This window comes from Comamonas sp. Z3, from assembly GCF_008121565.1.
Lineage (GTDB): Bacteria > Pseudomonadota > Gammaproteobacteria > Burkholderiales > Burkholderiaceae_C > Comamonas > Comamonas brasiliensis.
Genome location: NZ_VOQU01000001.1, coordinates 553,005 through 564,782, shown reverse-complemented (window position 1 = coordinate 564,782; position 11,778 = coordinate 553,005). Strand labels below are relative to the sequence as shown.

Below are 11,778 nucleotides of genomic sequence, written 5' to 3'. Positions count from 1 at the left end.
GCCGCGGCGATGCAGGCTGCAGCGGGCCAATGCAGCGGCCTGCCATGAAGAGCGGAAAAGGACATCACAGGGACCTTTGGGAAAAGACGGACGGATGGAAGCAGCGGCAAGGCGCGGGCCCGGGCCGCGGCTCAGAACTGAATGGACAAGGTGGCGATGGCGGTACGGCCAGGGCCGATGAAATAGCTGCCGCCCTGCATCTCGGAGTAGTTCAGATCGCGCAGGTTGTTGATGGACACACGCAAGGTGGCGTTGGGAGTGATTTCGTAGCTTGCCCAGAGGTCGAACAGACGCCAGGATTTCTGGTTGTAGCGCTCGCCCTGCGTGGTCCAGACGCTGCTGTTGGTGCTGGGAGACTGAAAGCGCATGCGGCCGCCCAGCGTCAGCTTCTTGTCGAGCAGACGCACACCGGCGCTCAGGCTGGCGGTCTTTCTGGGCGGCAGCACATACCAGATGTTGGCGTCGCCCGACTGACCCAGATTGTTGTTGGGGTAGCCCGTCAGACTGCCCAGAGGGAAGGAGTCATAACCACCCTTGCCGATGTTGACGAGCATGTGGGTGTAGTTGAGGCTGCCGAAGACGCGACCGTTGTCATAGTCGCCCTGCAGCTCCAGGCCCTTGCTGCGAAAAGGGTCCTGCAGATTCACGTAGGCATAGGGCCCCAGCAAGCCGCCCCCGGCGGTATCGATGGGCGACATGATGCGCGCGAGCGTCACATAGTCGTTGACCTTGTTGTTGAACCAGGCCACTTTCACTCGCAGCTTGTCGCCCTTGCTCAGCACATCGTCAAACATGCCATTGGCCCCGACCTCCCAGTTGCGCGAGCGCTCTGCGCGCAGATCCGGGTTGGGGTAGTAGGGAAAGAGGCTGCCCGTATGCTGGCCCCACATCAACGCCTCCGTCAGTGCTGGCGGACGCATGCCCCGGCCCACGCTGGCAAACAGCTGTATGGGCTCCACCGGTTTGACGGCCAGCGCCAAGCGGGGTGCGAAAGCGCCGTCGTTGCGATCAGCCTTGAAGCGGGTGTACAGCGCCGTCGACGGGGGGCGCACGCCCGGAGGGTTGATGAGCGAGCCGACGCGCATGCGTCCATCCCCCTGCATGCCGTACCAGTCATAGCGCAGGCCACCTGTTAGTTCCAGCCAGTCGCTGTGCATCCAGTTGAGTTCCCCGAACAAGCTGGCAACGGTGCGCTTGCCTTTCGGGGTCGAGCCCGCATACAGCGCCGTCGTGCCGGCATCCGCCCCCACCGAGAGCGCTTGTGCCTGCGGGTCGGTCCAGTCGTGGAAGAACTCCGCTCCGGTCTTGAGCAGCGCTGCATCCCTGGCTCCCCACTGAAGGCGGGAGGTGTTCTCGAGCGTCCCCCCCACGGTACTGGTCTGGTACTGCAGGTCATAGGCATAGGGGTCCAGCGTGCCGCCCGCGTAGCGATGCGCCTGATTGCGGGTACGGGTGTAGTAGAGGCTGGACTTGAGATCCACCAGAGCGCTTGCGGACGGGTTCCACGCGTAGTTGGCGAGCAAGGTATCGGTACGGACATGGTTGAGAATGCCACCGCCACTGGCCGACTGCGGCTTCTCGCCGAACTTCGCATCCATGCCGATATAGCTGAACTTGAGCTGCTGTTCAGGCGCGAAACGCCAGGTGCTCTTGAGCAATACCGAAGTCTGATCCTGCGAGGTCAGCTGGCTCACGCCATGAACCTGACCATCCACATCGTCCGTCATGGAGCCGCGGCGGCCCTTTTCAAATTCGCCGACTTTCTTGCGACTGACCAGCATTACCAGATCAAGGTCCTCACGGGGCTTGAGGCCCAGAGCCGCACTGCCGGCAAAGTGATAGCCGTTGTTGCCACTCGAAAGATTCAGCCGGGCGCCGCGGGTGCTGCCGTCCATTATCAGGTCGTCTGCTTCGAGGGTGCGGAAGTTGACAACCCCCGCAATCATCCCTGCGCCGCCCACTGTGGAGGTTGGTCCTTTGGAGATATCCACACCGCCCAGCATTTCCGGATCGAGATACACCGAGCCGTTGGAGCCATGTCCGCTTTGCTGGTAGTTCTGGCGTGTGCCGTCGATCATCACGTTGACCCGGCCAAAATCCTGCATGCCGCGAATATTCACCGACACCCCCGGATCCCTGCGGCTTTGCGAGGTGTAGACACCCGGCACCTCTGCAAGAACATCGGCAGTATTGCGCGGTGGCAAACGGTCGATCTCCTCGCGCGTGACCACGGCCACCGAGGCTGCCGTCTCGAACACCTGCTGGCGCGCATCCTTTTTCGCGACGACCAGCACCTCGCCCAGATTGCGTTCCTGCACACCGGCCCGTGCGCCTTGTGCCGCTTTCGGGGAACGGGCAGTTGCCGGCCGAACACGCCATGCGCCCGGCCCTTCGCTTTGCGCCTGCAGCGGATGATCCTCCAGCAGCGAATCCAGCGCGGCTTGAACCGTTGCCATGCCCTTGAATCCTCGGCTCTGCTTGCCTTGCACCAGGGCCGGATCAAACGCGATCATGACCTGAGCCTCACGGGCCAGTTGATTCAGCACCGCTTCCACAGGAGCTGCGGGAATTGAATACGAACGCAACGCCTGATTGCTCGCCTGGGACGCGATTTGCGCATGGGCAGCCACCGGCGCCAGCGTGCCCCAGGCAAGGCTGACTGCGGCAGCGGTCAGGGCAAGTGCGGCGGGGTGCCTAGGCGCGGATGCACGCATGCGTGGCAGGCGACGGGGGAGCATGAATAAGTCCTTTCTGAAAGCCGCCATGTCAGACCTGCCAAACGGCGGTCTTTTTCAAGGCGCTACTGTTAACAAGGACGAAGCAGCTCGCCAAACCCGTAATGTTTTTTTGAATTTTTTTGTGCCTGTGCGACCAGTCAGAAAATTTCAGCCGCGCGGCACCAGCGTGACCCAGTAACGCGTGCGTCGACGCAACTCCAGAGGCCATGTTTTCTGCAGTAGATCCAGGCTGCGCTCGGTGTCCCTCAGACTGAACACTCCGGAGATAGGCAGTTGCGCCACACGCTCGTCGCAAGCCAGATAGCCGGCCCGGTATCGGCCGAGCTGCGCCACGAGGACCGACAGCGGCATGCTTCGGGCCACCAGCAGCCCATCCGTCCACGCGTCGCCGTCACCGTCGCCGGCCTTCAGCTCATGAACTCCCGAAGCATCGAACCAGGCCTGCTCGCCCTGACGCAGAAGCTGGACTTGTGACGTCGCTTGAGGTCTGAGCTCGACGGCATCGCTCAATACCTGCACCTGGGTGCCGTCCTCCCGCACCTGCGTCTGAAAGCGGGTGCCAAGCGCTCGCACCTGACCGTGTGGCGTCTGCACGAACAAAGGACGATAGCGCTGCGCCTCGCTGTCGGACCCCGAGGTCAGCGCAATGCGCCCCTTGATCAGAACCAGGCGTCTCTCGCCCTCATCGAAGCGCAGGTTCACGGCCGTCGAAGTGTCCATCAGCATGACGGAGCCGTCGGCGAGCACCATGCGGCGCACTTCACCCACTCCGGTACGAAGATCGGCCAGCAAGGCACTGTCGCGCCAATGCCGATTCGCGATCAGTACGCTACACCCGGTCCCCATCGCAATGGCCATCAGGCCCATGGCCTTGCGCCGCCCCATATGCTTGCTCGCGCCATTCAGGGTCTGTTGCGCCAGAGCGGCCGGTACCGCCGGCATGGCGGCAAAACGACTTTGAATGCCCTGCAATCGCTCCCAGGCCAGGGCATGCTCGGGCGCGGCCTCTCTCCAGAGCCTGCACTCATCCCAGACGGCTGCGGAGGCACTGCCCCCCTGAAGACGCACCAGCCATGCGATGGCCTTCTGCACCACCTCCGGCGATGGCTCGTTCGGAGCTGCGCTCATGCCGCGGCATCCAGATAAACGATGCGGTAGCAGTGCGCAAAGGCCGCCGCCATGTATTTCTCGACCGAGCTCAGGGACACACCCAGACGCGCAGCCACTTCCTTGTAGGTCAGCCCATCGAGCTGCGCCAGCAAAAAGGCACTGCGCGCGCGGGCACCCAGCCCGTCCAGCATGCGATCTATCTGCTCCAGTGCCTGCAGCACAATGGCCCGCTCCTCGGGCGAAGGACATACGGGCTCCGGCATCTGGGCCAAGGTCTCAAGATAGGCCCGCTCCAGAGACATGCGCCGGCAATGATCGATCAGCACGCTGCGTGCCACCGTGGCGAGAAAGGCCCGCGGCTCCTGCAACTCCTCCGGGCACTGCCTGAGCAGACGCATATAGGTATCCTGCGCCAGGTCTGACGCGTCCTGCACACAATGCACTCGCCGCCTCAGCCAGTTCACCAGCCATCCGTGGTGGTCGCAATAAAGCGTGTGTAAAAGAGAAGAAGAACTAGCTTGCACACCAACCATGGCTCATGATTTCCGTACGGCTCAAATTTAATTACTGAGAATCATTCTCAATTGTATTCATTTGAAACACATACCATGCTTATCCTTGAATAGCTCAGGGGAATGCAGAGCTGATCCCCAGTCATGAATAGCCCAACGCTCCGGGAAGGGCCTGCCCGACAGACACCGGCCAGTGATCGGAAACCTGCGTATACCGCCTTCCTAGGCCTTGCAAGCCGAATCAAGAAACAAATAAAAATCATTCTCAATAAAGTCTATACTCGGCTTTACATTTCTTCGCGCGCCAGCATGATTTCTTGACACAAGCCAGCCAGCGAACCAGCCGCACCGTTTGTCTGTCTGTCATGCTGAGCTTCCCGTCTAACTGCGTTCCCTTGCCACGGGCGTTTCGCCCGCGCTTTGTCCTTGCGGCTTCTGAATGCCGCAATCCTTGCCGCCCGCCAGCGCATCAGGAGGCGGCATGAAAGCCAGCGCCCCCCTTGCGTATTACCGGCTTGCCGTTGCCTCGCGCAGCCTGGCTGCCGCCCTCGGCGGCTATGCGCTCGCAGCCGCCAGTACCGCCGCCCTGAGTCTGCTGCTGAGTTTGCTGATGAGTCGCGTGGAGGCGGTGATGACGGCCACCCTGCTGTCCTGGGTCGTCTACGCCATGGCGATTGGCTGGACCTTCTATGCGCGCACAGCCTGGCTTGCCTGGGCCGGAGTGCTTCTTCCTACGCTGCTCTTGGGGACAGTGATTTACGGGACATCGTGGTGGGGAGTGCAGGCATGACCGGCTCTCGAACCACGCACCAGCCCGAGCAGGAAGGTTTTCGCCAGGCCATGTCCTGGTTGCACACCTGGTCAGGTCTGATTCTGGGCTGGCTTCTGTTTGCGATTTTCGTCACCGGCACGCTGAGCTTCTTCAAGAACGAATTCAATCTGTGGATGCGGCCCGAGTTGCATGGTCTGCCCGCGTCCGACAGCGACGTCGCACAACGCGCCCAGGTGGCGCTGCACGAGCATGCGCCGGGCGTCAGCAACTTCATCATGCGCCTGCCCGATGAACGCACGCCGGCCGTGAATGTACTGTGGCGCGACAAGCCCAACCGCCGCTTCGAGACCTTGCTGCTGCACCCGCAGACCGGTGCAGCACTGCAGGCCCGCGAAACCGCTGGCGGAGAATTCTACTACCGCTTCCATTTCGAACTTCGCACCGCCCACAAAGGGCGCTGGACGATCCAGGGGCGCTGGATCGTGGGCGTAGCCACGCTGATGATGTTCATTGCCTTGCTGACCGGCGTGGTCACGCATCGCCGCATCTTCAAGGACTTCTTCACCTTTCGCCCGCGCAAGGGCGGACAGCGCGCCTGGCTGGACGCACACAACGTCTCGGGGGTGCTGGTGCTGCCCTTTTATCTGATGATCACCTTCAGCGGTCTGATGATTTTTCACGCCATGTATATGCCGTCCGGCATAGCCGCCGCCTACCCTGGCGCCAAAGGAACGGACACGCAAAGCTATTTCTCCGAGCTGCAGGGCGATGTTCCCGGTGCACGCAGCGCCAGGCGCGGCGGCAACGCGCAGGCCGAGCCCCTGCCCATGCTGGATCTGGCCCCCATGCTGAGCCAGGCGAGTCTGTTATGGCAAGGCGGCCGTGTCGGCAGCATCACGGTGCGCAGCGACAGCCAGGGCCCGCTGGTGGAGATCACCCGCCATGACGGCGACAGACTGCAATATGGGCCGGCGCGGCTGCGTTTCGACGGCCGCAGCGGCCAGCTGCAGACCCAGGTCGATCCGCAAGGCCCGGCCATCAAGACCTATGGCGTGCTCTATGGCCTGCATCTGGGGCGCTTCGCCGATACCGGGATGCGCTGGGTGCTGTTTGGCTTTGGCGTCCTGGGTTCGCTGATGATTGCCTCGGGACTGATACTGTGGTCCGTCAAGCGCCGCGCCCAGGCCCTGCGCAAGACGCCTGCCGCCCCCCTGCCCTTTGGCGAATGGCTGGTGGCAAGTTTCAATATCGGCCTCATGGGCGGCCTGCCGCTGGCGATCGCGGCCTATCTGCTGGCCAACCGGCTGCTGCCCCTGGAAATGCCAGGCCGACCCGATGCCGAGCTGTCCTGCTTTTTCGGCATCTGGATACTGGCCTTGCTGCTGGGCCTGATCCGGCCTTCACGCCAGGGCTGGGCACTGGTCCTGGGCCTGGCCGCCCTCGCCTATCTGCTTTTGCCCTTGGTCAATGCCCTGACCACCTCCACCCATCTGGGCATCAGCCTGCCAGCCCTGGACTGGAGCTGGGCCGGCATGGACCTGAGTTTTGCGGCCACGGGACTGATGCTTGCCGCCCTCACCCGGCATCTGCTCAGGCACAAGCCCCTGCCCGTAGCCAGACATGCAGGCCCTGCCAAGTCCGAGCGCAAACCCAACGCCGCGCGGATTCCCGGCGACAGCACGGCGCAGGAGGCTTAGCAGATGCTGCTCGACTTTCTGTTGTGCTTTGCCGCCTGGACGGCCTTGGCCTTGGCCATGGACCGACATCACGAAGACGCCTGGCCCGGGGTGGAAAGTGAAGCCCCTGCAGCCGCACTGCTGCGCCAGCGCCTGTTCAAGAGTGGCTGGGCCCTGCTGGGCTTGTCCCTGGGCATTGCCCTGTGCTTTCCGGCTGCGAGCAGCGTCGCCCTGTCGGCGACGGCCTGGACCGCAGCTCTGTGCCTGTCGGCTCTGGCCGCCACCGCCCTGGCCACCTGGCAAGCGCCGCGCCTGCCCGTGCTCGGCCTGGCAGCGCTGGGCCTGGCATTACTGGTTTTTTGCTTCAGCCGCTTCGGTCATTGAGACACCGAGCCGGACCCGCCCGGGCCAGCCGCCGCCCATCGATGACCCGCAAGCACGAGGAAAGCGCAGGGTCACGCCTCGGCTCGGCACTCGCGTGTGGACACCGGCCCGACAGTCTTCGCTCAAGCATAGCCCTTCATTCAACTACCAGCATCCAAGGAGATTTTCATGCGCCACTTTCATCATGCCCTAGGCCTCGCCACCTTTGTGCTTGCCAGCCTTGGCACGGCCCAGGCCCATCAGGTCTGGCTGGAGAACAATGGCGGCCAGGCCCAGCTGTTCTTTGGCGAGTTCAACGACAACCTGCGCGAGACTTCGCCCGGTGCGCTGGACAAATTTCTGGCCACGCCCACGCTGGCCCAGCAAACAGCCAGCGGTACACAGCAACTGAGCGGCCAACGAAATGCCACAGGCTTCAGCTACAACGCCGCAAGTCAGGCCCAAACCCTTTTTGCCAGCGCCGCCTATCCCCTGATCGACCGCAGCAAGCGCAATGAGCCAGCCCTGCTATGGGTGCCTGCGGCCCGCTGGGTGGCAACGCCGGCACAGGCCGTGGCCGCCAATGCCCAGGCCCTTGATCTGGTGCCCACAGGCACGCCGGGGCAGCTCATGGTGAGCTTCAATGGAATGGCACTGCCCAAGACCAAGGTGCAGATCGTCGCACCGTCAGGCTGGTCGCGCGAGGCACAAAGCGACGAGCAAGGCCGCGTCAACTTTGCCCTGCCCTGGAAGGGACTGTATGTGGCCGAGGTGCACCACAGCCACAAGCAAGGCGGCGAGGCGCAAGGCAAGAGCTATGGCGAGGCCAGCTATGTGACCACGTTGAGCTTCAGCGTCGAAGACGGCATGCCATCACCCGCCCTGCCTGCAGCCGCCAAGCCCTGACATGCAAGCACATGCCGCGCCAGCAAACCCTCCAACCCTGACGGTCCTTCTCCGCAGCAGCCATTTGACAACCGCACCATGAACTCCCCATTTCCCGGCGTAACCAACCGACGATCACTGGCCTTGCTCAGTACCCTGGCCTGTCTGAGCCTGGGCACACAGGCTCAGACCCCGCCTTCCACCACCAGCACCAACAGCAATGCAGAAGTCACGCTCGCTCCTGTTACCGTGCAAGACAATCTGGCCGGCGAAACCGCCACAGGCCCGGTCACCGGCTTTGTCGCACGACGGGCGATTTCGGCCACCAAGACAGATACGCCCCTGATCGAAACGCCGCAATCGATCAGCGTGGTCACGCGCGACCAGTTCGAGGCCCAGGGGGTGACTACCCTGCGTGAAACCACACGTTATACGGCGGGCATCAACTCCAGCTATTTCGACAACCGCGTGGACTCCTTCAAGGCGCGCGGCGGCGATGTCAGCCAGTACCAGGACGGATTGCTGCGCACTTACGGCACCTACAACAACATCAAGGTCGAGCCCTACACGCTGGAGCGCGTGGAGTTTCTGCGCGGCCCTTCCTCCGTGCTCTACGGCCAGGGCAGCGTGGGCGGCGTGCTCAACCTGACCAGCAAGCGCCCGCAGGCCGAGCGGCTGAATGAGGTGCAGATTCAGCTTGGAAGCCACGGTCGCAAGCAGATTGCCAGCGACATGACCGGCGCCATAGACGAGGAAGGCAAGTGGCTTTATCGCCTGGTGGCCGTGGGCCGCGACAGCAACACCCAGGTCGACCACGTCAAGGACGACCGCGTGGTGATTGCGCCCTCCCTGACCTATCGTCCCAGCACCGATACCTCGCTCACGCTGCAAGCCCTGTACCAGAAGGACAAGAGCGGCTCCATCACCCAGTTCTTTCCCTGGCAGGGCACGCGCCTGCCCAGCCCCTACGGACAGATTCCTACCCGCACCTTTATCAGCGAACCAGGCTGGGACAAGTACGACTCCGAAAACAAATCCTTTGGCTATCTGTTCAGCCACCGCCTGAACTCGCAATGGACACTGCGCCAGAACCTGCGCCGCACCATCAGCGAAGTGGACTACCGTACGCTCTACACCAGCTTTGCCGCCAATGCAGCCACCGGCCGCCCTGCTCGCCCGGTGTTTGACGCCAATGGCCGCACCGTACAGCGCGATGCCGTATGGCAGATCAACGGCGGACGCATGCTGCTGGTCGACACGCAGCTCGAAGGCCTGCTGCAGACCGGCGAGGTACAACACCAGTTGCTGGCCGGCATGGACTGGCAGCGCAACACCAGCAACCAGTCCAACTGGCGCGGGCCAGGCACAGCCCTGGATGTCTACAACCCCGTGTATGGCACGTTCATGCCGCCCTCGGCCTCCCAGCTGGTACGTGCGCCCAACGTGGCACAGCGCCAGCTCGGTTTCTATCTGCAAGATCAGTTGCGCTGGGGCCCCTGGACCGCGACGGTGGGCCTGCGTCACGACAAGGCCAAAACCGAGACCGAAGGTCGCCCGGCTGCGGCTGCCGACGACTCTGCCACCACCAAGCGCCTGGGCGTGACCTACCAGGCCGGCGGCGGCTGGGCACCGTATGTCAGCTATACGGAATCCTTCCAGCCACTGGGCGGTGTGGATTTCTATGGCACGCCGTTCAAGCCCCAACGCGGCAAACAGCTGGAAGCCGGCGTCAAATGGATTCCGGAGGGCAAAGGTCTGTCTGGCTATGCCGCGGTCTATGGACTGCGCGAACAGAATCGCAAGACCAATGACCCAGCCAACCCACTCAACAGCCTGCAGCTGGGCGAGGTCAAAACCCAGGGCTTTGAAGCCGAGCTGATCGCCAGCCTGGCCAGAAACTGGGACTGGACACTGGCCTACGCCTATACCGACGCCAAGATCAGCCGCAGCAACGCTGGCGACCAGGGCCAGCGTGTAGCAGCGGTATCACGCCATATGGCATCGAGCTGGCTAATGCACCGCTTTGCGGCCCAGGGCCGCGGCGGCTGGAGCGTTGGCGCGGGCCTGCGCTATATCGGGCCGCAGTGGAGCGGCACCTCTGCCATCGACACGCCCTCTGCCCTGCTGGCCGACGCGATGGTGGCCTATGACGCTGGCGACTGGCGCCTGGCCCTGCATGCCAACAATATCGGCGACAAGGTGGTGATCACCCAATGTCTGTCGCGTGGCGACTGCTTCTACGGCGAACGCCGCAACTTCCTGCTGACTGCCAGCTATCGCTATTGAGCGAGCAGCTCGGGCCGGCAACAGGAGTTTCCGTCCCGGTTCCCCGGGGCCTGCCATACTGGCGGGCTCCAAGCATTGCCCCCGTGCAGCCGCTGCACTCGGTCCGGCATGCTGCACGTGCAAGCGGTTGCCGCCGCCTTATCTTCTCTGTCCAACAGCCATCGATCTTCAGCGCACGCAAGAACTACTCGTTGGGAGGCTGCTTGGCAGGTTCCCTGGGGAACAGCTCCTCCCTTCCGCCTTCGATCGGATTCGGGCTATTGGGATCGGAGGGGTCCATCGGATCCGCAGGATATTGTGGCTGCTGCGATGGATGGGGATTGGCTGGCTGCTCAGGCACAGCAGGCGGCGTGCTGGCAACTGCATTCCCAGCCATGTTCTTGGGGGTCGCGGACTCACTTCTATGCTGTTCGGCAATGACGGTCGGCTCAGATGCCTTGTTCTCTGAGGGCTTGTCGTTTGCGCGATATTCCGTGGTACTGGCTGCGGAATGCTGATTGCCGTTCATAACAAACTCCTTGAAAGAGCCGCATCGGCAGAGGCGGCTGGTGTGAAGCGCTCACGACAATGAGCGCTGCAGTGCCGGGCTGATTCAGATCCACGGCACGCCGTAGTAGTCATGGACACGCCTTCCGTACTCATCGGTGTATTCGGGCACGGTGTCCACGGGATATCGAGGTCCTTCACGCAGTTGTTCCTTGGACAGGGAAACAACGTAGCCCTCCTGATTCACGTCGTATTTCAGAGTGCTCCATGGCAATGGATGACGATCAGTACCCATCCCCAGGAAACCGCCAAACGCCATGACGGCGTAGCGAACCTGGCCGGATATCTTGTCGATCATCAAGGACTCGATCGAGCCCAGCTTTTCGCCAGCCGGGTTATATACCTTGGTGCCGTCCACCTTGGACGATGAAATGAGAGCGGATGTGGTGATCATGTGAACTCCTTGTTTGAACCGACCACCGGGAAGCCCGGTGGCTATTGAGAATTTCGACTGCTTAACGCCGGCTGAGCACCAATCCAATCAGTGCGCCAACCGCCAATGCCCCGCCCACTGCACGCCAGGGTGAGTCGTGTACATAGGCATCCGCAGCCTGCGCTGCGGCCTTGGATTCGCAAACTGCATTGGACGAGGCGGTTCTCACTTTCTCCAGCGTTGATGCTGCCTTGCTGAACAGCAGCGACGCTGCCGGATCCGCATCGCGCCCCTTGGAGGCGAGGACTTCCTTCAAGTCATCCAGCAACTGGCTCAGGTCGTTGGCGAGGTCAGCGGTATTCGCTTTTCGAAATCTCATGTGAGCTCCTTTCGTGAACATGTGAGGTTCAGAGTAAGCACACAAGCTTGGAGTTGCTGTAGGCCGAGCCCGGGCCTGGCAATCTGAAATGTGACCTGAGGCAACGATGTCCTCATCACTCGAACTGAGGATCAGAAC

The 11,778-nt window shown here is 62.5% G+C and carries 12 protein-coding genes; 6 read left to right on the top strand and 6 right to left on the bottom strand.

The window, feature by feature from the left end; genetic code table 11:
• Nucleotides 1–131: 131 nt before the first annotated feature.
• Nucleotides 132–2,738, bottom strand: a complete 2,607-nt coding sequence (locus tag FSY59_RS02665; RefSeq protein WP_148728419.1) for a TonB-dependent receptor — start codon at nucleotides 2,736–2,738, stop codon at nucleotides 132–134.
• On the opposite strand from FSY59_RS02665, the gene FSY59_RS02660 reads away from it, so the two are divergent.
• A complete protein-coding gene (locus tag FSY59_RS02660; RefSeq protein WP_148728418.1) occupies nucleotides 2,737–2,916 on the top strand; it encodes a hypothetical protein in 180 nt (59 codons plus the stop codon). The genes FSY59_RS02665 and FSY59_RS02660 overlap by 2 nt on opposite strands.
• Here the strand turns inward: FSY59_RS02660 and FSY59_RS02655 are convergent.
• Together FSY59_RS02655 and FSY59_RS02650 are read right to left on the bottom strand one after the other, a co-directional pair.
• Nucleotides 2,886–3,866 (bottom strand): FecR domain-containing protein, encoded by a 981-nt coding sequence (locus FSY59_RS02655; RefSeq protein ID WP_003056867.1) that lies wholly within the window; start codon nucleotides 3,864–3,866, stop codon nucleotides 2,886–2,888. The two genes, FSY59_RS02660 and FSY59_RS02655, sit on opposite strands and share 31 nt — an antisense overlap.
• The gene (locus FSY59_RS02650; RefSeq protein ID WP_029158818.1) at nucleotides 3,863–4,381 is read right to left on the bottom strand and encodes a sigma-70 family RNA polymerase sigma factor; all 519 of its coding nucleotides are present in this window, start codon (nucleotides 4,379–4,381) and stop codon (nucleotides 3,863–3,865) included. The genes FSY59_RS02655 and FSY59_RS02650 overlap by 4 nt, the downstream gene beginning before the upstream one ends.
• A gap of 460 nt (nucleotides 4,382–4,841) precedes the next feature.
• Between FSY59_RS02650 and FSY59_RS02645 the strand changes: the two genes are divergently transcribed.
• From FSY59_RS02645 to FSY59_RS02625, 5 genes are all read left to right on the top strand, one after another.
• Complete coding sequence (locus FSY59_RS02645; RefSeq protein WP_003056870.1) at nucleotides 4,842–5,150, top strand: DUF3649 domain-containing protein; 309 nt, start codon at nucleotides 4,842–4,844, stop codon at nucleotides 5,148–5,150.
• Nucleotides 5,147–6,829 (top strand): PepSY domain-containing protein, encoded by a 1,683-nt coding sequence (locus FSY59_RS02640; RefSeq protein ID WP_148728417.1) that lies wholly within the window; start codon nucleotides 5,147–5,149, stop codon nucleotides 6,827–6,829. The genes FSY59_RS02645 and FSY59_RS02640 overlap by 4 nt, the downstream gene beginning before the upstream one ends.
• 3 nt (nucleotides 6,830–6,832) lie before the next feature.
• Entirely contained in the window at nucleotides 6,833–7,192 is a 360-nt protein-coding gene (locus tag FSY59_RS02635; RefSeq protein ID WP_148728416.1) for a DUF3325 domain-containing protein, read from the top strand.
• A gap of 168 nt (nucleotides 7,193–7,360) precedes the next feature.
• Nucleotides 7,361–8,077 (top strand): TonB-dependent receptor, encoded by a 717-nt coding sequence (locus FSY59_RS02630; RefSeq protein WP_003056874.1) that lies wholly within the window; start codon nucleotides 7,361–7,363, stop codon nucleotides 8,075–8,077.
• 78 nt (nucleotides 8,078–8,155) lie between these two features.
• Nucleotides 8,156–10,342 carry a TonB-dependent siderophore receptor gene (locus FSY59_RS02625; RefSeq protein WP_043371888.1) on the top strand — a complete coding sequence of 729 codons (2,187 nt, stop codon included), beginning with the start codon at nucleotides 8,156–8,158 and terminating at the stop codon, nucleotides 10,340–10,342.
• A gap of 184 nt (nucleotides 10,343–10,526) precedes the next feature.
• Here FSY59_RS02625 and FSY59_RS02620 read toward each other — a convergent pair whose 3' ends face one another.
• From FSY59_RS02620 to FSY59_RS02610, 3 genes are all read right to left on the bottom strand, one after another.
• A complete protein-coding gene (locus tag FSY59_RS02620) occupies nucleotides 10,527–10,850 on the bottom strand; it encodes a hypothetical protein (RefSeq protein WP_148728415.1) in 324 nt (107 codons plus the stop codon).
• An 84-nt stretch (nucleotides 10,851–10,934) separates the two neighbouring features.
• Nucleotides 10,935–11,282: a PRC-barrel domain-containing protein gene (locus FSY59_RS02615; RefSeq protein WP_003056880.1), complete on the bottom strand. Its 348-nt coding sequence runs from the start codon at nucleotides 11,280–11,282 to the stop codon at nucleotides 10,935–10,937.
• Nucleotides 11,283–11,343: 61 nt separating this feature from the next.
• Nucleotides 11,344–11,640, bottom strand: a complete 297-nt coding sequence (locus FSY59_RS02610) for a YqjD family protein (RefSeq protein WP_029158817.1) — start codon at nucleotides 11,638–11,640, stop codon at nucleotides 11,344–11,346.
• Nucleotides 11,641–11,778 lie beyond the last annotated feature (138 nt).

Excerpts from the sequence above, each read along its gene's own strand:
- FSY59_RS02660 (WP_148728418.1), top strand. The coding sequence starts at position 2,737 with ATGAATAAGTCCTTTCTGAAAGCCGCCATGTCAGACCTGCCAAACGGC.
- FSY59_RS02665 (WP_148728419.1), bottom strand. The coding sequence starts at position 2,738 with ATGCTCCCCCGTCGCCTGCCACGCATGCGTGCATCCGCGCCTAGGCAC.
- FSY59_RS02655 (WP_003056867.1), bottom strand. The coding sequence starts at position 3,866 with ATGAGCGCAGCTCCGAACGAGCCATCGCCGGAGGTGGTGCAGAAGGCC.
- FSY59_RS02650 (WP_029158818.1), bottom strand. The coding sequence starts at position 4,381 with ATGGTTGGTGTGCAAGCTAGTTCTTCTTCTCTTTTACACACGCTTTAT.
- FSY59_RS02645 (WP_003056870.1), top strand. The coding sequence starts at position 4,842 with ATGAAAGCCAGCGCCCCCCTTGCGTATTACCGGCTTGCCGTTGCCTCG.
- FSY59_RS02640 (WP_148728417.1), top strand. The coding sequence starts at position 5,147 with ATGACCGGCTCTCGAACCACGCACCAGCCCGAGCAGGAAGGTTTTCGC.
- FSY59_RS02635 (WP_148728416.1), top strand. The coding sequence starts at position 6,833 with ATGCTGCTCGACTTTCTGTTGTGCTTTGCCGCCTGGACGGCCTTGGCC.
- FSY59_RS02630 (WP_003056874.1), top strand. The coding sequence starts at position 7,361 with ATGCGCCACTTTCATCATGCCCTAGGCCTCGCCACCTTTGTGCTTGCC.
- FSY59_RS02625 (WP_043371888.1), top strand. The coding sequence starts at position 8,156 with ATGAACTCCCCATTTCCCGGCGTAACCAACCGACGATCACTGGCCTTG.
- FSY59_RS02620 (WP_148728415.1), bottom strand. The coding sequence starts at position 10,850 with ATGAACGGCAATCAGCATTCCGCAGCCAGTACCACGGAATATCGCGCA.
- FSY59_RS02615 (WP_003056880.1), bottom strand. The coding sequence starts at position 11,282 with ATGATCACCACATCCGCTCTCATTTCATCGTCCAAGGTGGACGGCACC.
- FSY59_RS02610 (WP_029158817.1), bottom strand. The coding sequence starts at position 11,640 with ATGAGATTTCGAAAAGCGAATACCGCTGACCTCGCCAACGACCTGAGC.